The organism is Fannyhessea sp. (assembly GCF_986145555.1).
In genome coordinates this window covers 40,747-63,762 of sequence record NZ_CFRCNA010000002.1, presented here as the reverse complement: position 1 = coordinate 63,762, position 23,016 = coordinate 40,747, and the positions used below count along the sequence as shown (strand labels likewise).

General features: G+C 42.5%; 18 protein-coding genes. 10 read left to right on the top strand and 8 right to left on the bottom strand.

Translation table 11 applies throughout. From position 1 onward, the window contains the following. The first annotated feature begins 13 nt into the window (after nt 1–13). The 6 genes from AC5GD6_RS00890 (at nt 14) to AC5GD6_RS00865 (ending at nt 4,941) form a co-directional block, all read left to right on the top strand. The gene (locus tag AC5GD6_RS00890) at nt 14–577 is read left to right on the top strand and encodes a hypothetical protein (RefSeq protein ID WP_491846034.1); all 564 of its coding nucleotides are present in this window, start codon (nt 14–16) and stop codon (nt 575–577) included. Between the two features lie 2 nt (nt 578–579). Continuing rightward, nucleotides 580–921, top strand: a complete 342-nt coding sequence (locus AC5GD6_RS00885) for a DUF192 domain-containing protein (RefSeq protein WP_491846033.1) — start codon at nt 580–582, stop codon at nt 919–921. Between the two features lie 22 nt (nt 922–943). Next, a complete protein-coding gene (locus tag AC5GD6_RS00880) occupies nt 944–1,570 on the top strand; it encodes an FHA domain-containing protein (protein ID WP_311430984.1) in 627 nt (208 codons plus the stop codon). Nucleotides 1,571–1,921: 351 nt separating this feature from the next. Next, entirely contained in the window at nt 1,922–3,955 is a 2,034-nt protein-coding gene (locus tag AC5GD6_RS00875) for a DUF2207 domain-containing protein (RefSeq protein WP_491846032.1), read from the top strand. Nucleotides 3,956–4,356: 401 nt separating this feature from the next. Further along, on the top strand, nt 4,357–4,569 hold the full coding sequence (locus AC5GD6_RS00870; RefSeq protein WP_491846031.1) for a hypothetical protein: 213 nt from the start codon (nt 4,357–4,359) through the stop codon (nt 4,567–4,569). A gap of 48 nt (nt 4,570–4,617) precedes the next feature. Beyond that, entirely contained in the window at nt 4,618–4,941 is a 324-nt protein-coding gene (locus AC5GD6_RS00865; RefSeq protein ID WP_491846030.1) for a hypothetical protein, read from the top strand. Nucleotides 4,942–5,126: 185 nt separating this feature from the next. Here the strand turns inward: AC5GD6_RS00865 and AC5GD6_RS00860 are convergent, their stop codons facing one another. The 5 genes from AC5GD6_RS00860 to AC5GD6_RS00840 form a co-directional block, all read right to left on the bottom strand. Next, nucleotides 5,127–5,435, bottom strand: a complete 309-nt coding sequence (locus AC5GD6_RS00860) for a hypothetical protein (protein WP_010240935.1) — start codon at nt 5,433–5,435, stop codon at nt 5,127–5,129. A 138-nt stretch (nt 5,436–5,573) separates the two neighbouring features. Continuing rightward, nucleotides 5,574–6,395 (bottom strand): HAD family hydrolase, encoded by an 822-nt coding sequence (locus tag AC5GD6_RS00855; RefSeq protein WP_480018811.1) that lies wholly within the window; start codon nt 6,393–6,395, stop codon nt 5,574–5,576. 207 nt (nt 6,396–6,602) lie between these two features. After that, complete coding sequence (locus AC5GD6_RS00850) at nt 6,603–7,955, bottom strand: ABC transporter permease (protein WP_480018812.1); 1,353 nt, start codon at nt 7,953–7,955, stop codon at nt 6,603–6,605. Beyond that, nucleotides 7,952–8,683 (bottom strand): ABC transporter ATP-binding protein, encoded by a 732-nt coding sequence (locus AC5GD6_RS00845; protein ID WP_491846029.1) that lies wholly within the window; start codon nt 8,681–8,683, stop codon nt 7,952–7,954. The genes AC5GD6_RS00850 and AC5GD6_RS00845 overlap by 4 nt, the downstream gene beginning before the upstream one ends. Before the next feature lie 11 nt (nt 8,684–8,694). After that, nucleotides 8,695–10,056 carry an efflux RND transporter periplasmic adaptor subunit gene (locus AC5GD6_RS00840; protein WP_006302767.1) on the bottom strand — a complete coding sequence of 454 codons (1,362 nt, stop codon included), beginning with the start codon at nt 10,054–10,056 and terminating at the stop codon, nt 8,695–8,697. A gap of 456 nt (nt 10,057–10,512) precedes the next feature. Between AC5GD6_RS00840 and aspS the strand changes: the two genes are divergently transcribed. Beyond that, on the top strand, nt 10,513–12,294 hold the full coding sequence (aspS, locus tag AC5GD6_RS00835; protein ID WP_491846028.1) for an aspartate--tRNA ligase: 1,782 nt from the start codon (nt 10,513–10,515) through the stop codon (nt 12,292–12,294). A 248-nt stretch (nt 12,295–12,542) separates the two neighbouring features. Next, on the top strand, nt 12,543–13,484 hold the full coding sequence (locus AC5GD6_RS00830) for a hypothetical protein (RefSeq protein WP_491846027.1): 942 nt from the start codon (nt 12,543–12,545) through the stop codon (nt 13,482–13,484). A gap of 137 nt (nt 13,485–13,621) precedes the next feature. Here the strand turns inward: AC5GD6_RS00830 and AC5GD6_RS00825 are convergent, their stop codons facing one another. Together AC5GD6_RS00825 and AC5GD6_RS00820 are read right to left on the bottom strand one after the other, a co-directional pair. Continuing rightward, entirely contained in the window at nt 13,622–15,226 is a 1,605-nt protein-coding gene (locus AC5GD6_RS00825; protein WP_311430976.1) for an MATE family efflux transporter, read from the bottom strand. Nucleotides 15,227–15,473: 247 nt separating this feature from the next. Next, the gene (locus AC5GD6_RS00820) at nt 15,474–17,564 is read right to left on the bottom strand and encodes a glutamine synthetase III family protein (protein WP_311430975.1); all 2,091 of its coding nucleotides are present in this window, start codon (nt 17,562–17,564) and stop codon (nt 15,474–15,476) included. A 261-nt stretch (nt 17,565–17,825) separates the two neighbouring features. Between AC5GD6_RS00820 and polA the strand changes: the two genes are divergently transcribed. Together polA and rnhA are read left to right on the top strand one after the other, a co-directional pair. Further along, the gene (gene polA, locus AC5GD6_RS00815; protein WP_491846026.1) at nt 17,826–20,906 is read left to right on the top strand and encodes a DNA polymerase I; all 3,081 of its coding nucleotides are present in this window, start codon (nt 17,826–17,828) and stop codon (nt 20,904–20,906) included. Nucleotides 20,907–20,915: 9 nt separating this feature from the next. Continuing rightward, a complete protein-coding gene (gene rnhA, locus AC5GD6_RS00810) occupies nt 20,916–21,467 on the top strand; it encodes a ribonuclease HI (protein WP_491846025.1) in 552 nt (183 codons plus the stop codon). A 165-nt stretch (nt 21,468–21,632) separates the two neighbouring features. Here rnhA and pta read toward each other — a convergent pair whose 3' ends face one another. Further along, nucleotides 21,633–22,607, bottom strand: coding sequence for a phosphate acetyltransferase (gene pta / locus AC5GD6_RS00805; RefSeq protein ID WP_048596470.1), 975 nt, complete (start codon nt 22,605–22,607; stop codon nt 21,633–21,635). Nucleotides 22,608–23,016: the final 409 nt, after the last annotated feature.

Below are 23,016 nucleotides of genomic sequence, written 5' to 3'. Positions count from 1 at the left end.
AAGGTTGTAAGTCATGTTTGGTAACACTCTACACCATATTTGTAGTGCCATTGCCGTGCGTATGCACGATCTTTGTAGTAACAATCGAAATGTATGCCGCTTCAACTCCCATCTTTCAGTTCTGCAAGATAATACAGGTCAGATGTGCGTTGAGCTGGTAGTACTCATGCCTATTATTCTGGTAGTTATCTTGATTTCATATAATGTTGGCATGTATTGCAACCTATGTAGTCGCTTTGATCGTTGTGCTCAAGAAGCAATACTTGTTCAAGGTGTTGCTCCTGCTGGAGAACAAAGTGCTCAGCATGCATGTGAGGAGATCCAAAATCAACTACGTGCAGCAATGGATACAGAGCTTTGTGATATTGAAGTACAAAATGATGCTTTGCATACGGATCCATCGCGTCCTTTGTCCTATGCAATCTCGCCTCTTCTTACCAGATATACCTGCACTATGAAATATAAACCTTGGCCATCATCGTTTGTTTGTGCAGGTGTTGCGTTTAGTCCTCAAGCCTATGTGGAGCATAAAAAGTCTCTTGTAGTTGATAGATTTAGAGCAGGGGCATTGGTGTAATTATGACTATAAAGCTTATAAAAAACTCTTCACAGACTATGTTAGGTGAGTTTGAAATTCTTGAATCAATATACGAAAAGTTACGAGGGCTAATAGGAACAACTGCACAGCATAGAGGCGTTGTGCTTGCTCGATGTTCTTCGATTCATACGTGTTGGATGGCGTATCCGCTTGACGTTGCTTTTATTGATAGCCGTGGGGTGGTGATAAAAAGCTGTCGCAAACTGCAGCCTTGGCATGTGAGGGCGGCGAGGAAGGCTCAATGGACTATTGAGCGTCCGTGTTCGACGACAGCATGGTTTAAAGAAGGTGATCGGATTACTTTTGAAGGGCGTATTTGCTAATTCAACGTGAAAGGAGTTGTTTATGCAGTTTAAGAGGGTGACCAATCAACTTGAGATGATGGACAGTGCGAAAGATCTAGATTCTGAATCAGTTGATATTACCAATTCGCTTCACATACCTATGGAATCTTATATGAAGACAGCCGAAAGTATTTCGCGTGCATCGGCTGATGGCAAATATTCAGCGCAACACATGTGCACGACAAAACGCTGTCCTGTATGTGATGAAGAGCTTTTTGAAGATATGAACATATGCTATGGGTGCTTATATGATTTTTCTCGCACTTCGTCTGACCGAGAGCAGGGAAAATATGAAGCCCATCCAAGCACGCAGCAGCAGCATGATACGCATAGTAATGTGCTTACCAGCTCTGAATTTTTGATTCACTCTGAAATTCTTGACACAAAAATCCGCTTTAGTGATCAGCTACGGGTGGGAAGATTGTCTTCCAATGATGTGGTCTTACATGCTCATTCTGTTTCGCGCAATCATATCAGAATTTTCATTGATAAAGATGAGGTATTAGTAGAGGATTGTGGAGCAACTAATGAAGCAAAAATTCATGGTCGCGCGATTATGGATCCTGTGTCAGTTATGGTAGGTGATGCGATTGACGTATGCGGAATTACGTTTACGCGGCTCTCGTAATATATTGCCATGAGTTGATTATGCTTTGTAAGCACTTCTTGCAGCTTCAGTGTCCCCTATGATTATAGCTATTTGCAATGGTTCTTTGATATACTCGTCTATATGTGTTTACTTGTTCTTAAGCTATGAGAATGGATATAGATGAAAACTTTAAAGCTCAATCAGAGTTGCCACTTGCAAAATGTGTGTTTCTTCTTGATCTATACCGTTTATACAACACTTATGTGTGTGCTGGCTCGTGCGTTTGTGCCTAGAGTGACTGCGTTTAGTAGGCGGAATAGCTCACGGATACACTTTTGTAAAGTTGTAAGCGCGCTTGCGTGCGGTATGTATCTTTTGAGCTGCTCATTTATGCCCGCGTACGCTTTAGCAGATAAAAATTATCGCATAACAGATGTTAATATTTATGCTTCTCTAACCACTGATGGCACATTACAAGTTCGCGAACGTCGTACTTTTGAGTTCAAAGGCTCGTTTAAAGGCGTATATTGGGATCTTCCCTTTGGAAATTATGAAGATCGCTATATTGAGCCTTCTGATATTAAGGTTTCTGAGCTTGCAACACCAGATGCACAAAGCGCCTCACCTGTATCGTATGAGGTTGAGAACGAATCAACATATAAGCATGTAAAAGTATATTCTGCACATAGGAATGATCGCGCCACCTTTGAAATATCGTATAAGTTGCCCCGTGTTGCAATGCGTTATCGAGATACCTCGGTACTCTATTGGAAGTTTGTATCGGACGGATGGAAAAAAGGCTCAAATAATGTAACATGCACGATTGAATTGCCTTGTCCTTCAGGGGAGGCGGTTCGTGAAGGCAAAAATGTTCAAGCGTGGGCACATGGGCCTGTTGATGGGTCGCTCGCGTTTAATTCTCACGGTATTACTTGCACGGTGCCCGAGGTACCCTCACATGCTTTTGCAGAAGTTCGCATCTTGTTCCCAAATTCATGGCTTTCTGCAGCTGATCAAGTAGAAGTTGATAAAAAAGAAAGCATACTAACAGAAGAGCGTGCATGGGCACAACAAACTAATCGAGAGCGTGAGATAAGACTGCTTGCACCTCGTGTGCTTCAAATTGTGTTGGCGGCGTTTATTGTTCTTGCATGCGTTGTAAGAATTGTGCTGTGGATATATAAAAAGCGCTGCTATCGTCCCCAGTTTAGCGATCCCTATTTTAGGGATGTACCATCTCATGATCATCCAGCTGTGCTTGGATATCTGTATTACGATAAGGACATCCGTCCGTCAGCTTTGATGGCTTCTCTTATGCGCTTATGCGATTTAGGCGTCTGTAAGCTACAGCCTTGTAACGCCAAGCCTTTAGCCGCTCAAAGCGTGATCAGCAAAAAAGATAAGCAATCTTATGAGCTCATCATCCAAAAAGATAAAGACTATTTAGATACGCTTTTCCAAAACCAAGATTCCCATTACGCTCAATGTTTGGGATTATCAGATGTAGCTACGCTTAGACAAACACATGCTGAAAAGCGCAATCGCTCTGCTTTACATGTGCTTGATATAGATAAAAAAGCCTATGATTTCTTAACGAGTTTTGTCAAAGTTTCTAATAATTCCAATACAGATGAGCCTGTTTCGTATGTTGGTGAGCATGTGAGTTTTGCCGATATGCATGCGCTTAACGCTTCGCAAGCCAACGCATCATCCTGTGCGAAAGCGTACCAGAATTGGCATCAAAGCGTTGAGAGTGCTGCTATGTATCGCGCATTCTTCTTTGCCCAGCGCTCTTCTGCTGTTTCGCGCGCACGTGTATGCTGCTGGATATTTATAGTGTTGGCAGCATTGCTGGCTTGTATTAGCTGCATTGGTTGGTTAAGCGGCTATATGGTTTTTGATACTATGTTATTGGGTGAGCTCATAGCAGTCTGTCTTGTTTTTTGTGGGTATGTATATGCGCTTAAAAGCTATAAGGCTCTATCACAAGAAGCTATCGAAATTCGTGCAAAACTGCATGCATTTCGTCGTTGGGCGCTTGATTTTACGCGTCTTAAAGAAACCATTCCAACCGATTTGATCCTTTGGAATCGATTGCTTGTTTTAGCGGTTGTATTGGGTGTTTCAAGCAATTTATTAAAGAATATCCATGCAAGTAACCCCGACATGGAAATAGGCGACATCGGCGACGACTTTGTTATGTACTGGTGGTACGCATCGCTCTTTTCACCACGTATGTCTGCCTATACACCTCTTGATGATTTTTCAAGAGGAATTGATAACGTTACAAGTTTTTCCTCTTCTCTTACTAATGCTGATAATCCTTTTGGTGAAGCAAGTAGTTTATTTGGTGAATCAGGCGGATTTTCGGGCTTTGGCGGTGGCGGAGGCTTTGGCGGTGGCGGAGGCGGCGGCGCATTCTAGCTTGGGTATCTGTAGAGTGAAGCTTAATTGGTTATCGTAGGTAGAGGAGAATACAATGGATTATTTAACCAATATTATTGATTTTATAACATCGGCATTACCGTGTATAGCTGGTGTCGTTATAGGTGAGGTGATTGTTAAAGTATGGGAAAAACATCACGGTAACTAAGTCACACAAAAGCAAATAATTATTACGTCAAACACATCGTACCTGCTTTTGCAACGGGATTTGAGTTTATAAATGTAACAGGAAAATTTGAAGAAGGCGTTGGTATTAAGGAAGCAGACGTTGGCATTCTTAGTTGCCAAACAGCAGACAATGGTATTGCGGTTAATTCAGATGGTTATCGGTTACATAACAAAAACGGTGGTTTTACTATTCCAATATTTCGTATCTTATTTTGCCAGAAAACGAGAATCCAAAAGGTCATCAGCTCCAAACGCAAGCTACAAACAAGACAGCTATTCCTACTGATAAGATGAAGGACGGAACTTATAAGCTCTATGTTACTGATATGCGCGCTGAAAGCCAAGGTAAACTGTTTATTTTTAAGTTTATCGTCCGTCATCCTAACCCCATTACTAATGTGGTAACAATAAATGAAGATGGGTAGCCTTATCTTCAATTGACGTTTTTGAACGGCGATACAAGAAAAATTGATTTGAGCAGTTTAGCTGGACCAAAAGGTGATAAAGGCGACAAGGGTGATAAGGGCGATAAAGGTGACCAAGGACCTGCTGGCCCTGCTGGTCAAAAAGGTGACAAGGGCGACCAAGGCCCTGCTGGACCAAAAGGCAACAAAGGTGACCAAGGTAGCGCAGGCACCTCTGGCGAAGGTGGCTCACAACCAGATTATCTAGATGGCTTTGGGTACAGCTTTGAAAAGTCTCCACAGACAAGTGATATAAATTCGTATGCGTTGCCTATGTTGATTACTGGCGCAACTATTTTATCGTCCGTGCTTCTTAAGAAAAAGATGTTTTAGATATTTACTCTTACATAAGAGGATTATGTGCATAATACCTAGTATCTGCACTCGTTTATTAACTTACTGCAAAACAAGCCGATTAACTGAAGGAAACAACAGTTAATCGGCTTACGTGTAAGTACGTTCATGATCCTTTTGCAATATGAGGAACACTTAATTTTCATGCTGTAAAACAGCACACACTATTTATCTTTAGAACCTTTAAGAGATGGATAAAATGTTGCGCTGCTAAAGACGTCTTTAATGGTCTTTCCGTTAATAAAGCCAAGCATAAGAAATTCGTCTACGGTTGCAACCAATTCGCTACAATCAACAAAGTGGTTTTTCGCATTTCTAAGGCTTGTATCTTGAGCACGCCATGCTTCGTAATTTGCGTCGGTCAAATAGTAAACATCGTTATCTACCTTCATATATACCGAATGGTGCGTATGCAGATAATCGGCCAGCTGGTCATAATTGATGTCGAGTACCTCATCAGATTTCTTACCCATGATTTATCCTTTCTCATGGTTTACTAATGCTTTCATTGTATCGTGCAACAAGCAAAAAACTATGAGATTTAGGTAAGCGAACATATTCTTGTGGTAAACGTAAGGATACGATGTATTTATTTATTACGATACATTTATTTATTTCGTTTGAGTCGAGATGTGCTTGTATATATATGCCCTAAGTTCTTCTACACTTGAACACAAAGGATTTGCTCCCAGTTGTATAAGCTCGTCTTTATCTCTAAAGCCCCAGCTGACGCTTGCACACCTACAATGCGCGTTGCGTGCAGTTTGTATATCAACTTCGGAATCACCTACATACAAACAGCGCTGAGGCGTTGTATTAAGCTTGGCCATCATTGCAAACACATGATCTGCCGCCGGTTTTAACGGGTATGCATCACTAGCTCCTGCGTATGCATCAAAGCAGCTAGCAAAATGAGTATCTACCAGCGCACGCACATCGCAATCAGGCTTATTAGAAAGCACGCCAAGTTTAACATGAGCTTGCTTTAAGTGTCTTAACAGCGAAATTATCCCTTCATATGGAGAAGTTTTTTCTGCATGATGTGTGGCATAATATGCACAAAACGTATCAAATGCTTTTGTATAAAGCTCGGGCTTGGTACCATCACCCACACACTGCTTCATGAGGTTGCGTGCTCCATTGCCTAGATATGCGCGAACTTGACTTGTTGAGCACGGCGTGCATCCGTTGGTAACAAGTGCATAATTAACCGCTGCAGCTAAATCATGAAGTGTATCTAGAATAGTGCCATCCATATCAAAGATAACAGCATTGATTGGGGCGTCATCGCAAGTGGTAGTGTCTCTTTGAAGTGCTGCATCTAAAGCAGATTCTTGTGCATGGCATGTGCTATCAGATGGAAGCGAATTGTTTGTGTGCATTATTGTAGGCGCGTCCGAAAGTGATGAATTGCAAGAATAAGCAAAACGCATACGTAAACTCCTTATGTGCAAAAATTAAGCTGTAAAGAGTATACGTCTACCTGTATGCATGTGACATAAGATGCTTAAATCGTCCATCTTTTATATCTTGATGGGGTATTATTCAACACATCCGCCTTACGCGGAACCCATTGATAATTGCTATAACGGTTTCACCAGAGACTTATGTCACATCAGTCCCACCCGTAGGCGCATAGCCTATTGATAATGCAGCGATTCCACAGGATCAAGCATGGCAGCGCGTCTTGCAGGATAAAAACCAAATATAATACCTATGCATACACAAATTCCCACCGCTAAGGCAACAGATTTTGCATCAATAGCCGCGTTGACATGCATTTGCATAAACATCGAAACCAGTACAGCTAAGCCTTGTGCACATAAAAATCCTAAGAGCATGCCAATAATGCCGCCAGTAACGCACAGGCAAACCGATTCAAGGAGGAATTGTTTGGTGATGTCATGGCGTTTGGCGCCTAAAGCCTTTCTTAAGCCAATTTCGCGAATACGCTCTGACACATTGGTAAGCATCATGTTCATAATACCAATACCACCGACGAGCAAAGATATACCTGCTATACAGCCTACCATCATCTGAAAACCACTCATAAAGCTGTTAAACCCTTTTGTTGCGCCTTCAACCGATTGAACAGCAAAGTTAGGAATTTTGTTAGGTGCATCTTTATCGCTTTTGTAGTTAAAACGAGAAGAAATCCATTCCTTGGTGCGTTTTTCCGTTTCTTCAACTTTATTTTTATCGTCAACAACACCTAAAAGTTCCGTACACGACATCGAGTGACTCATGCGCATCTGAAGCGTTTTAAGCGGTGTAAAGAGTTGGACAGTTTTTCCTGCAAACCCAAGGGATGGCATGTTTGCACTTTCTGCAATTCCAACAATGGTATAGGGACGTCCTTTTAAGCGTATTGTTTTTCCAATTGCCTGTTCACACAATGATTTTTCTTCTTGTGCCGAAAGCGAAGGGGTAGAGGAGTTTCCTTTAGGCTTACTATCTGCTTCCTGTACTTCTTGCTTGGTTGCCGACGCGCTTATTTTTGAGTGAATGATGCCTTCGGAGTTAAGCTCAAAAAGCTCCTTTACACTTGTTTTATCAAGCATAATAACATCTGAGCCTTCCGCATATTGTGAATTAGCAAAGCTACTTCCTGCAATAATCTCAATACCTTGAGCAGACAAGTATCCTTTACTAATGCCAGTAACTTGGGCATTGACGACACCTGAGCTCACAGAAATAGTATCAGATGCCATTGCAACTCCCATAAAATCGCGATATGTGGGAATGTCGCCTTTAATCTTTGCAATATCGGCTTCTGACCAGCTATCCTTATCTTGATACATAGTAACGTAGATTAATTTACTGCGCTCAAGTCCAAGTGAGGACGATAAGGCATTTTGAATACCACCAATAAGGGAAGTCATAGATATAACTGCGGTAATTCCAATTACAATTCCTAAAATGGTAAGAATTGAGCGTCCTTTATTAGCTTTGAGCGCTTCCCAGGTTTCAAAACATAAATCACGTACGTTCATGTTAGGCCTCTTCCGTGGCGTGTACTTTTCAAAACAGCTTGTTTTTCTTCTTCATCGCTTAAAAGATGTCCGTCACGAATGTGAACACAACGATCTGCCCACGTTGCAACTTCGGGATCGTGTGTAATAAGGATAATTGTTTTTCCTTGGTTTTTGAGCTGTTTGAACGTATTAAGCACCATTTCACTTGTTGCGGAGTCAAGGTTGCCCGTTGGTTCATCGGCAAGAATAACAGCTGGATTGTTTACCAATGCTCGTGCGATTGCAACACGTTGCATTTGGCCACCCGATAGCTCATTTGACTTGTGATTGTAATACGTTGCAGGTAATCCAACCGATTCTAAGCACCTGCACGCTCGTTCAAAACGTAAGTGTGCTGGATATTTTGAATAGACTAAGGGCAACGTTACGTTTTTAAGTACCGTGGCACGTGGCAACAAGTTGAATGACTGAAAAACAAAACCCAAGCGCTTTGCTCTAATAGTTGCCAGTTCGTCGTCAGAAAGTGTGGCAATATCTATTCCTTCAAGAAAATAGCTTCCTTGAGTAGGTGTATCAAGACAGCCAAGAATATTCATAAGCGTTGATTTACCCGAACCCGAAGGCCCCATAATGCATAGAAATTCACCTTGTTCTACACAAAGAGAAACCCCTTTAAGCGCATGAACACTTCCTGCTTTTGATTCATAGACGCGATGAATATTTTTTATATCCACAACAGCACTCATACCTATCCTTCCTAATTTTGTGAGGAGGAGTCGTCTGAGCTTGCATTGCGTTTGAGGCTTGTGCCTTCAGCTACACCTTCGATTGCTGTTTGTGAGCCACTCCGTGCAATTACGTTTACAGCCTGCTTGGTAAAACTCTTTGCATTTCCATCGTGATTGTCGTCTAACACATATACATACGATGTTCCATCTTCTTCAACGATACAAGAAGTTGGTACTACAAGGGCATTTTTTACTTCTTGGGTAACAATTTCTACGTCGGCAGTCATACCGCATTTGATTGATTCATGAGGCTTGTCAATAAGAACATCAACCGCATAATTTGCCATGGTATTGCTTGTGGCGGCACCCATTTGGCTTGGTGATACCGCAGCATTTTCCGCTGTACTTGCTATATTTTCTACCACAGCGTCACAGGTAACACCAGGCAGCGCGCTGAACGTTACTTTTGCTTGCTGTCCAGGTTTTATTGCAGAAATATCAATTTCGCTGACGCTAAGACGAACGCGCATCTTTGAAAGATCGGCAATTTGGATGAGTATGCCATTTTCGGGGTTTTGCCCAATGCTTCCAGCCATACCAGCAGTAAGTGAACCTACCGCTGCGCCTCGCTTTGCGTTCATGGTGATAACGTTACCGTCGCATGGGGCTACAACCGTGCGTTTGTTTGCTTTTTCGCGGGCGTCATCAACGGCTGACTGTGCTTGATCGGCGGCTAATTTTGCCTGATCTATAGCACTTTGAGCAGAGGCTACACTTTCGTAAACGGTATCTGGATCTGGAAGTGCTTTTTGGACTTCTGCACTAGGTGCACTGTTGTATTCATTGAGTGCTTTACGATAGCTAGCGTAAGCTCGTGAATACGCATCTCGTGCACTTTTTACCTGCTTCTTTGCAACATTAAGCTGGTTTTGTGCAGTTTGCACCGCTTTATCAAGTGTATCGTTTTTGATAGTAAATAGTACGTCACCTTTTTTTACGTTGGCTCCTTGGTTTACGCGGACTTCATCAATAATGCCATCGACCTCGGGAGTAACTACGGTATTAGAAACAGGCTCTGCCGTACCCGAGGTTTTTATAGTACTGGTAAAATCGTGCTTTTCTACCGTTGCGAGAGGTGCGTCTTGCGCTGAATTGTGAGACTTTGAAAGAAATGATCCTACAACACCTGCAATAATGAACAAAACACATATACCCAGAATAGACAAACCGATGATTTTATTTTTACGGCGCTTTTTCTTGCGCAACTCCATGATGGCGTTAAGTGCTTGATTGGCATCTGCTTCGTCTTTTTTTAGAGTTGACATATTTTGAGCAGGTACTTGGTTATTTTGAGGGAGGGGAGGCACTGTATTGGTGTTTTTCTTAAACATGACTCATCCTTTGTAGGGGTTTGCTTATAGCAGTATTGTACCAAAACATTTGTTTGTCTATGGAGTTCTTTTCTTACATTTTTGTAAGATTTCTTTAAGACATGCAGCTAAAGCATATACGCGATATACAGTCCAAGTTTTTACGCGCATTGTAAAGCTCAAGTGTATATGCGCAGCCCTTGGGCACCGCAGCGTGTCGTGTGTGCCCTTGAATACCGCGGTGCGTCGTACAACCCTTGGGCAATGCGGCGCGGCGCGTACCCAAGATAATTTAGATTATTAAAGGAATATGAGCAATAAGCATGTACACTCAGACATTTTGTTATATTCTTTATAAGTTATACAGCTCAGAGTCATAACTAAAATCATGTTTGCAAGCGTTTTAGTCACAGCTACACTGAGCCATGTAAACACTGGGTTTTCAGTTTGGATTACAAACGTACAAAGAGGTGGGGTATGGCGTTTTCTATGCATACGCATACATGCGGTGAACTTCGTGCACACGATGTTGGCAGCACGGTTACGTTAACTGGTTGGGTATGGCATCGTCGTAATCTTGGCGGCTTAATTTTTATTGATCTTCGAGATCGAAGCGGCTATACACAAATTGCATGTGACCCTAACTTTAAAGACGGCGTTGCTTTTAATACCGCGCAAGACATAAGACCCGAATGGCCTGTTTTGGTTTCGGGAACTGTTCGTCTGCGTCCCGAAGGTCAAGCAAATACTTCTATGCCAACAGGCGAAGTAGAGGTATTGGTTGATACTATTGAAGTTCTTAATACGTCACAAACACCTCCCTTTCAGATCGAAGATAAAATAGACTTATCTGAGGATATGAGTCTTACCTATCGCTACTTGGACATTCGTCGTCCACGTGTGCTCAACAATCTTAAATTACGTAGCAACTTTGCCCATGCGTTGCGTCAGGCGTTTCACGAACATGATTTTATCGAAGTTGAAACACCTGCGCTCTTTAAGTCAACTCCAGAAGGTGCGCGCGATTTTTTGGTTCCTTCACGTGTTCGCGCAGGTCATTTTTATGCATTGCCACAATCTCCTCAGCTGCTTAAAGAATTGCTGATGGTTGGTGGTGTTGAGCGTTACTATCAAATTGTAAAATGCTTTAGAGACGAAGACTTTAGAGCCGATAGACAGCCCGAGTTTACGCAAGTAGACGTAGAGATGAGTTTTGTAACTCAAGAAAATATACTTGATATGGCAGAGGCAATCTTGTCTAAGGCGTTCACGCAGGTAGGCGTAAAATTCCCTCAGCATCTTGAGCGCATGCAATACTGGGATGCTATGGATACCTACGGTTGCGATAAGCCTGATACGCGCTTTGGCATGAAAATGCACAATGTTACCAAACTGGTTGAGCACAGTGCATTTAAAGTATTTTCGCAAGCAGCTCAACATGGTCAACGTGTTGTAGGTATGTGCGCTAAAACCGCTGGTAACTGGGGTAGATCTCGCATTGATAAGTTGGCTGATGTGGCAAAGAAAAACGGCGCTGCAGGCCTTGTGTGGATAGCGTTGCACGACGATGGCTCAATTAAAAGCCCTATTGCTAAGTTTTTACAAGAGGACGAAATTCACGCGCTTTGCGCCGAAATGGAAGCACAACCTGGAGATTTGCTGCTCTTTATTGTTGATAAACGCCTTGTAGCCGACCAAGCAATGGGTGCTTTACGTCTTCATTTGGCTGATGAACTGTCTATTAAGCGATGCGGTCACAGCTTCTTATGGGTGGTAAATTTCCCGCTTTTCCATTGGGATCCCGAGCGTAATGCCTATGCATCTGAGCACCAGCCGTTTACACTACCTCGCGCAGAAGATATGGATAAGCTTTCAGTTGATCCACTTTCGGTTGGTTCATACACGTATGACTTTGTTATGGACGGATATGAAGCAGGCGGTGGTGGTATGCGTATTCACGATGCCGAGCTTCAAATGCGCATTCTTACAATGCTTGGCTTTACCGAAGCACGCGCTCGTGCGCAGTTTGGCTTCTTACTGGATGCTCTTACCTTTGGTGCGCCTCCCATGGGTGGCTTTGCATTAGGTCTTGATAGAATTTGTATGCTTTTAGCAGGTGCAGATTCAATTAGAGATGTGATAGCTTTTCCAAAATCAACGTCCGCGTCCGATCTTATGAGCGCAGCACCATCTGTCGTAAGTGCGCAACAATTGAGCGATTTACACTTACGTGTAGTGGAAGATGACAAGCAAATATAAACTGTATACATAAATACGATGTATGCTTAATTGTTAACTATGGCGTACTTTACGATGATTATATCCTCGTAAAGTACGCTTTTTTAGATTTATACATATTGTATATTCAGCTATGATTCAGCGATATAAAAAAATTATATAAGCACTATTCAAATAAGAAAGTTAACTATGTATCCTATTCTTTTCGGGTAAAATTCTCTCATCTTGGTAAAGGCTTGCCTGTTAGCAGGCATGAGTAGGAGATGAATATGAAACACTTGAAGAGAAAAGCCCTTGTTGCCTCAAACGTAGGTAGAGCTGCTGTTGCAACTGGACTGTCGCTTTCCATGTTGGCAGGTAGCCTTGTTACATTGCCTTCGGTTTCTTTTGCTGATGCGCCTCAGAGCGAATTTTCAAAGTATGCTGCACTTGTTAAAAAGTATGCTGCAAGTAAAGACCTGAGTCCCGAGCAAATCGAACAACTTAAACGCGAGGTAAACGCCGCAAAAGATGACTATAAAGAATCTCTTAAAAGTCCTTTCAAAAAATATGCTGAAGCAGTTCAAGAGTATGCAAATAGTGGTAAGCTCAATAAAGATCAACAGCAAGCATTAAAAAATCATGTTCAACAGACAAAAAAGTCTTGGGATGTTGCAAAATCAGGGGATAATACACCTGCTAACCCAGGGGTTAATACACCTGCAAACCCCTCAGCAAGCGATGCAAACTCAGGTGATACTACACCTGCAAACCCCTCGGCTATTCAACGTTATGCTCAACTGCTTGAAAAGATAAATTCAGGTACGTTATCTGCAGAAGAGTTAAAATCTGCCAAGGCAGAGGCTAACGAACTTTACAACGATGTTGTTAAACACTCTCATAAGTTAAGTGCTATTCAGCGTTATGCTCAACTGCTTGAAAAGATAAATTCAGGTACGTTATCTGCAGAAGAGTTAAAATCTGCCAAGGCAGAAGCTAACAAACTTTATAAGGAGATTATACAAGGTTCTCAGAACGACAAACTAGAAAACGAAGATCCTAAAGACACTGATAAACAGCCATCCGACACCGATCAGAATAACAGCAAGCAGGGAGGAAAACAAAAGGGAACTCCTAAAACATCTGATCCGTTTGGCATTTCTGGCATTTTAGGCAGTGTTGCTGGTTTAGCGACACTTGGAGCGGGATTTGTAGCTCGTAAACGCTTTTAAGTAATCTTGCACATTTAGGTATATAGTGCGATTATAAAAGCTCTCCTTTCGTATAGAAAAGAGAGCTTTTTTGCACAAGCACACACTTTCAGCATGTATCTTCATCAGGTGCTTTCAGCATGTATTCTCCTATAACGTTATGCGCGCAATTGCTTGAGTTTAGTGCTGCCGTGTTGCATCCAATGTCCTTTATAGTAATACAGCGCAAAGAACGCTGCGGTAGCAACCCACGAAACGGGATATCCAACCAGTATCGTCTCAAGGGTGGGATGGATTGGCATAAGAATCATAATCCATGCAACGCGAAGAATACAGGTACCAATGATAGTTATAATCATTGGACCCATGCTTTCGCCCGAACCACGTATAGTTCCCGAAAAAATATCCATAATGGTGTAAAAAATAGAAAACGGCGTATTAAACATAAGGATCATCAGCGTAATTGCAATCACCGTTTCGTCGCTTACAAATACGCGCGCAAATGGATGTGCAAATGTCATAACAATAACAGTAAAGCTACCGATGATAATCAGTGCAAGCACCATGGCAGTATAGAGCCCGCGTTGCATGCGTTTGTAATTACGCGCTCCAAAGTTTTGAGCTGCAAATGTGGTCACGGATGATCCAATTGCCTCTGAAAGCATCCAAACAAAGCACGTCATACGGCATGAAAGACCCCAAGCGGCAATTGCATGCGGTCCAAACATGTTAACGCTACTTTGTACAATAATATTAGAAAAACCAAACATAGAACCTTGTATGGCAAGTGGGAAACCACATTTAAGCATTTTAGTGGCAATGGTAGGATCAATAGTAATATCGTGAATCACTAATGCCCAACACCCATTGGTGTGTGTTAATTTATATAACGTTAAAGCGGAACCCCAAATAAGCGAAATAAGCGTTGCAAAACCACAGCCAAGCGTTCCTAGACCAAAACCTGCTACAAAGAGAATATCTAACAGGGCGTTTACAACGCAGGTTGATGCTACGATGATTGACGGAGTTTTTGTGTCGCCAACTGCACGTTGAAGCGCGCTTCCAATGTTATAAATAATAGAAAAAATCATGGATGCCATAAATATATGCACAAAGTTTAAGGTATCGCCAATAATTTCTTGAGGTGTATCCATCATTTCGAGTATGGTTTGTGCAAATATGGTTCCTATAACCGAAAAAATAATACCGCATACAACGGCAAGACCCATGGCAGTATGTACACCGTCATGGACACGCTTGTAATCTTTTGCACCAAAATATTGGCTTACGATAACACCACAGCCAACTCCTAATCCAAGAGAAAAGCTAATTACGAGGTCACAGAGGGCTCCGCACGATTGAAGTGCGGCAAATGCATTAGTCCCTGCAAATTTACCTACAACCCAAGCGTTGCATAGTAGCTGCAGCTGCTGAAAAAAGGAGCTTAAAAAAACAGGATAACATAAGGTAATAAGTTGCTTCCAGATAACGCCCGTGGTTGTATCAAGAGAGCCGTTGTTAGTAAGTTTTTTATCTGATGTATCTTGAGTTGTGCACGGTGTGGACAAATTATCTGCAGCTACCAAGGTTTGTTCTGCCTGCAAAGAAGAAGCGTTTTTATCGTGCGTAGTGCATGCTTGTTTAGACACATCTTTTGTTTGAGGATGAGCGGATATAGTATCAGGGTTGCAGACAGACCGCGCGCTATGAATCATCGTATGCACGCGGGCAATAAAATTGAATTTACAGATATGTTTACCCATCCGATTTTGTAACCGCTTTCCTTTATTTGTTTTGATATTTTAGACATTAAACGTTCAGTATATAACCGCTGTTGGTATGTATATATCAACAGTTTGAGAATAACGTTTATATCACATAATCACGATGGCATATGCATACAAGATGTACATGTTATAGGAATAAACACTATGAAAAAGCTCCCCATGTACATGTGTTTGGTTACAACCATTAAGTACATAGAGAGCTAATTTGTTATTAATTGCTATATTACACGTAGAATAACATGGAGTTATAGCTTGGAACAGGCCACATGCTGCTATCGCAGATGCATTCCATGCTGTCAACGGCATTTCTGAGCGCCTTCATGCGCGGAATGATTTCGTCACGATATGCGTCATCGTGCGCCTTGGGGTCTGTAATGCCATGAGCGTGTTTATTTGCCGCTTCGAGATCTTTACATGCCGCGTCAATGCTGGCGATACCATCGGTAAGAACTTGTACTGTTTGTTTAGTTGCAACGTCGGTAATGCCGATGTGCTCCTTTGTTTCAACTCCTTGTGCAAGCTTGCCAGAATATGAATACAGCGCAGGCAAATACATGGTTTTAACCATATAAACCATGGTGTTTACCTCAATATTCATAAGCTTTGCATACTGTTCTGCTTGCGCAACATAGCGTGCGCGCTGCTCTTTTGCTGTTAAAACATTAAATTTCTCAAAGAATTCTAAATTCTTGGGTTCTATCATACACGGCAGAGCATCAGGCGTTGTTTTATTGTTGGGAAGCCCGCGACGTTTTGCTTCTTGTTCCCAATCGCTCGAATAACCGTTACCTTCAAAGAGAATTCTTTCGTGTGCTTTAAGAGTTTTTGTAACCCATGCCATGGCCGACTCAACAAATTTGTTAGAGCTTACATGCTCAAGGTCGTCAGCAAATTTTGCGCATTGCTCGGCAACAGCCGTATTAAGAACTACATTTGAATCAGAAAGATTTTGTTGCGAGCCACACATACGGAATTCAAATTTATTACCCGTAAAGGCAAAGGGGCTGGTACGGTTACGGTCTGTGTTATCGCGAAGCAAGTTAGGAAGAGCCGGAACTCCTAAGTCTACTTCCTCACCGCCATGAGCGCTTACGTGTTTGCCACGGATAAGTGCTTGAACAATTGGGGAGAGCTCATCTCCTAAAAAGACCGATACAATTGCAGGTGGAGCTTCGTGTCCGCCTAAACGGTGGTCGTTACCGCAAGAAGCAACAGATGCGCGCAAAAGATCGGCGTGCTCATCTACTGCTGCAATTAAGCAGGTAAGAAATACCAAAAATTGGAGATTTTCATCGGGTTCATCGCCGGGCTCAAGGAGGTTTTCGCCATCCGCGGCAAGTGACCAGTTGTCATGTTTACCAGAGCCATTTACATAATCAAATGGTTTTTCGTGCTCAAGGCAGGCAAGACCATGATGAGTTGCCATAAGCTTAAGTTTTTCCATAGTGAGCAGGTTGTTATCAATTGCTAATGAACCTTGCTCATAAATAGGCGCCATTTCATGCTGGCATGGTGCCACCTCGTTATGTTTGGTGCGCATAGGAATGCCAAGTTTCCAAAGCTCATCATCAACTTGCTTCATAAATGCATTAACGCTGGGGCGAATTGCACCAAAATAGTGCTCTTCTAACTCTTGGCCTTTAGCTGGCTCACAGCCAAAAAGCGTTCTACCAGTAAGGATTAAATCGGGGCGAGCTTTGTAATCTTGTTCGCTCACCAAGAAATATTCTTGTTCAGGACCGCAATTAGTAACAACGCGTTTTGGAGTTCTGCCAAAAAGCTTAAGAACGCGTTTTGCTTGTTGTTCTACAACAACTTCTGAACGAAGCAAAGGTGTTTTCTTATCCAATGCTTCACCTGTATACGAGATGAAAGCAGTTGGTATGCAAAGTACCTCGTCTTTAATAAAAGCAGGGCTCATGGGATCCCATACGGTATATCCGCGTGCTTCAAAGGTTGCACGAAGCCCACCTGACGGAAAAGACGATCCATCGGTTTCGCCTTGAACCAGTTCTTTACCCGAAAATGCCATCAAAATAGTGGTATCGCCTTTAGGCGTTAAAAAGCTGTCGTGCTTTTCTGACGTTATACCAGTAAGTGGTTGAAACCAGTGTGTAAAGTGCGTTGCACCCTTTTCAAGAGCCCACTCTTTCATAGCGTGAGCAATATCATTTGCAATATCAAGATCAATGGGTTTACCTTCATCAATTACGCGACGAAGTGCTTTATAGGTTGGCTTGGGGAGCCTATCCTGCATGTCTGCATCGGTAAATACTAAACTTCCGTATTCTTGCGACACTTTATCTTTTGCCATCGTTCACCTTTCTAAACTTTGTGTTTTTCTAGGTATACCATGCGTTAACCTCTATGTTTTACCTGTGTATACGTTGATATACACAAGGCGTTGGCAACACAACTATTGTGAAACATGTTTTTGGTTATATTGCATGAGAATTTTATTTTACACATTCATGAAAATGAGCTGTCCTTTCGATTTATTATGTTTATAGAAATGAAATATAAACTGCACGCTTGAGTCACGTACAATAGATACATAAAGTTATAAGGAGTATCTATGAGTAACGTATTACATGCTAATTCAAATGCTGATTTAAATTCTAATTCTTCTGAAAAAAATGGCACTCAACCTGCCGAAAATACGGTTATGCAAGATCTTTCTCAGGCGTTTGACGACCATAATAAAACATCATGTGCGCCCACGTCTGCTCCGAAACCTAGAGATGGCTTACCCTCGCGTTATGCCAAAACGATTGCTGTTATAGACGGCAATTCGCTTATGCATCGTGCTTTTCACGCAATTATGCAGCCTATGAGTGCCCCCGATGGCCGATCAACTAATGCCTTACTTGGTTTTTTTAACATGCTCATTAAGCTTGTCCGCTCATTTTCGCCCGATGGCATAATCTGCGCGTTTGATAAAGGAAAACCACAGGTTCGCATTGACATGTTGCCTCAATATAAAGCACAACGTCCGCCCATGGATCCGTCTTTGCACGAGCAATTTCCTATGGTAAAAGATTTGCTGCGCGCGCTCCAAATACCTGTAGTTGAACTTCAGGGTTGGGAGGGTGACGATATTTTAGGCACGCTTGCCCATCAAGGTGAACTTCAGGGTTACTCAATGCTTTTATTTACTGGTGATCGTGATATATATCAGCTTGCAACGCAGCACGTAAGTGTGGTGTCCACTAAAAAGGGTGTGTCTGATGTTCGTATTATGACGCCTGAGGATGTAGATGATCTCTATCACGGTATAACGCCAAATTTGGTTCCAGATTTTTACGGACTTAAAGGCGATACATCAGATAATATACCTGGAGTTCCCGGCATTGGACCTAAGCGTGCAGCTGCGTTGATTGTTGAATATGGCTCGCTTGAAGGTGTTATTGCTCATGCTGATCAAGTGAGCGGTAAAATGGGCGAAAATCTTCGTAATCATATTGATGATGCGCGCCTTTCTAAGCGCGTTGCTACTATTCGCCGTGATGCCCCTATAACAGTTGATTTGTCCGCTGCCGAGTTTCCGACCTTTGATCCAGCAGAAGTTGCACGTGCCTTTTGTGCGCTTGGATTTACTAATCTTGTTCCCAAACTTTTGAGGTTTTTGCCATCGTTGAACAGTGCGGATATAAAAGCTATTATTCGTGACGCAGCAACGTCTGCCAAACGCAATTCTGCTATTTTGCCTGCAAGCGCGCTGAATACGTCTGCGTCCGCAGATTCGCCCACGTTGTCTGTGCAGGTGCATGCATCGCAAGCTTCGACCTTAGATAGGCGAGCGGGTTGCTCGCAAACAGTACCCGCTTCAGAAGAGGAACAAACGCAATCTGAAGTTAATACGTCTGCGCCCGATTATTCCTCTCTTTTTCCTGCATGTGTGCAAGCGCAAGCGCACGCATTTATCAAGCGTGTTGTTGCGTGCGGTACATGGGTTGCCTGCGCTTATGAGCCTGCTTCTATGAAGAGCGCTCAGGCGAACGTCCAACCTAGTTTTGAAATGCTTTTAGATACACACACCTTATGGGTTACTGATGGGACTACGCTTGCTCAGTTTAGCGGCGCAGATGTATCGAGCGTTTTGCAAACACTTGTGAAGTCAGGGCACGTTGTAGCTCTTAACTGTAAAGCGCTTCTTCATGTTCTTTATCCGCCCGTGAGTAGCGATCCTGCTTCTTTGGAGCTTTCAGATATTTCAACTGCCGCGCTGTTTGATGTGGGCTTGGCTGCATACTTGCTAAATTCAGATGCTAACGATTATTCCTGGCAAACTCTCTGCAGTACGTATCTTCCAACATTTGTGTATCCCGATACCACAGACGATACAGATGAACCTAATGTATATGCGCTTGAAGCAATTGCAGTGCGTGCCTTGTATCCTGTATTACGCGAGCTTCTTCATAAAGATAACTCTGACGATTTATTCTACGAACTTGAATTGCCACTCATTCCAGTTTTACTTCATATGGAGCGTAACGGTATTTATTGTGATAAGCACCTGCTTGCCGAGCAATCCCGTGCGCTTTCGCATGAACTTAATGCAATGTCTTTGAAGCTTCGCCAGTTAGCGCAGCAAGACTTTAACATTGATTCTCCCATGCAGCTTAGTCATGTATTGTTTGATGTCTGGGGTCTTCCTACTAAAGGCCTTAAAAAAACCAGACGTGGATATTATTCAACCAATGCTCAAACGCTTGCAAGCTTAAGCATGACCGATGAGCGTGTTCAACTTATCCTTGATTATCGCGAGCGCATGAAGATTAAGAACACCTATTTGGATGCATTGGTACATGATATTCGAAGTGACGGGCGTATCCATTCAACGTTTAATCAGACAATTGCTGCAACTGGTAGGCTTTCAAGTTCCGATCCTAATCTTCAAAACATTCCAACGCGATCTTCATTGGGTCATCGTGTGCGTAAAGCGTTTGTCCTTCCTCGAAATCATCTGTTTTTAGCATGCGATTACTCGCAAATTGAATTGCGTTTGTTGGCGCACTTGTCCCAGGACGAGCACTTAATTCATGCATTTCAAACGGGTGCAGATTTTCATGCAGCTACTGCTGCGCGTATTTTTCATGTGTCGCCCGATGAGGTAACGCCAGCGTTGCGTAGCCGTGCTAAGGCGGTAAATTTTGGTATTGTGTACGGTCAGCAGGCATTTGGCTTGGCAACATCGCTTAAGATTTCGCGTAAAGAAGCGCAAGAAATGATTGATAGGTATTTTGAAGCATATCCAGGTGTCAGAAAGTTTTTGGATGAAAGTGTTCAGTTTGCGCGCGAGCATTCATACGTTCCAACGATGTACGGTAGAAAACGCCATATAGCTCAAATTGATTCACGTAATTTTCAGCTGCGTTCGTTTGCCGAGCGTACTGCAATGAATCATCCGATGCAGGGAAGTGCTGCAGATATTATTAAACTTGCTATGATAGAAGTTGAAAAACAGTTTGCACAGCTTGGCCTTGCGTCAAAATTGATCTTGCAAATTCACGACGAACTCGATTTTGAGGTTGTGCCCGAAGAGCTCGAACGTGTTAGCAGTGTTGTTAAGCGTGCAATGGAAGGCGTTGTTACCTTACGTGTTCCACTTATTGCAGAGATTTCGTATGCCGATAACTGGGCAGATGCAAAATAGGGGAGATTCGTGGAAAACTCAAGTTCCATAGAACCAAAAGCTGCGAACGCAGCTCGTACCAATTCCGCAAAACCGCAGGTCATTATTTGGACTGATGGTTCTTCACGTGGAAACCCAGGTCCTGGCGGCTATGGTGCAGTCATGTTATTTTATGATCGCGCAGGTCGTGAACATAAGCGAGAGCTTTCTTGTGGATATAGACAAACTACCAATAACCGAATGGAGCTCCTTGCTCCCATCATCGCACTCGAAGAACTTAAATATCCCTGTAAGGTTGAATTGCACAGCGATTCGCAATACGTAATTCATGCCTTTCAGCAGCATTGGATAGATGGTTGGCAAAAGCGCGGATGGAAAACGGCCAACAAGCAGCCTGTCAAAAACGTTGATTTATGGAAACGTCTTCTACGTGCTATGCAACCTCATGAAATGAGCTTTGTGTGGGTTAAAGGACATGCAGGTACCGAGCTTAACGAGCGCTGCGATGAACTGGCAACTACGGCAGCAGATGGCGATAGATCGCAATTACAGGTTGACGAAGGCTTTGAAACTCTATCGTAATTTTTATGTGATAGTTCTGCTTAAAGGTGAATTTATTTTTCGCTAAAAAGTCAAGTTTTTCTCTAGTGTGCTTATCTATGAGACGAATCAATTAAAACGGGCAACCGTAGCGGTTGCCCGTTTGTTCATGTAACGTATGTCTTTAAGAAACGCAGTTTACACAAGTTACATCATTTGCGCTTGTACAGCAGTTATTGCAACAACGCCCACGATATCATCGGCGCTGCAACCGCGAGATAAATCGTTAACAGGGGCAGCAATTCCTTGGAGAAGCGGACCATATGCTTCCGCTTTTGCAAAACGCTGTACCAGTTTGTATCCAATATTACCCGATGCTAAATCAGGGAAAATCAAAATATTTGCCTGACCAGCAACTTTTGAGTTGGGAGCCTTAGATTGTGCAACACTTGGAACAAGGGCTGCGTCAAGTTGCATCTCACCGTCTACCAGAAGATCTGGTTCTTTTTCTTGAGCAAGTTTTGTTGCTTCTATAACTTTTTCAGCACAATCTCCGCCAGCCGAGCCCTTGGTTGAGTAGCACAGCATTGCCACTTTTGCTTCGTCATTCATAAAGCTTTTCCATGATTTTGCAGATGAAAGAGCAATTTCAGAAAGTTGATCGGCATCGGGGTTAATATTGAGACCCGAGTCTGCAAACAAAACAACACCATCTTCGCCAAATTCGGGACAAGAAGTACACATCATAAAGAATGCAGATACAAGCTTGGTTCCAGGAGCGGTTTTTAAAATTTGTAAAGCTGGACGCAGGGTATTTGCGGTGGAATGACAAGCACCTGATACCAAGCCATCCGCGTCGTTGCACTTAACCATCATAGTTGCAAAGTAGGTTGGATCGTCCATCTGTTTACGAGCATTTTCTATGGTCATACCTTTATTTTTTCTGAGCTCATAAAATGCTTGCGCATATGCTTCGTGTTTTGGTGCACTATGTGGATCAATAACGCTGACACCGTTAAGTTTAATTTCGTCTGGATTTCCCAAAACAATAAGATCTGCAAGATTTTCGGCAACAATCTTCTTTGCGGCCTCTTGGGTACGCGGATCTTCTCCTTCGGGCAATACGATTGTTTTTTTATGAGCCTGTGCTCTTTGCTTAATAGTTTGTAAAAACGAACTCATAATGCTCCTTTATTCCTCATCAAGCGTTCTAATGCTCATATGGCGTGTAGTCTTGTTTTTCCGCGTGTATATCAGCACAAAGTAAGCCTGTGATTTTTATGAGCAGCTTTGAGCCAGTGAGCCTCACAACCACAATCACAAGGTATGTTAGGTGATACACCAAGGATAAACATTACATAATGACATGCGTAAAATATGGTAAAACATTACACAAATTCATTATGTGATGCTCATTATAAAGCTCCATGCTAAAATGAGATAAGCAAATAAAAAAATTGCTGTTTCGCGTTCTTTAGACGGTTTGGTTTGCGCGCTAAGCGTTACCTGCCGTAGATATATATGATGAATATGTTTGGTCGGTACTTTTTTAGCTACATAATGTATATCACTTGCATGCATTATCTAGTAC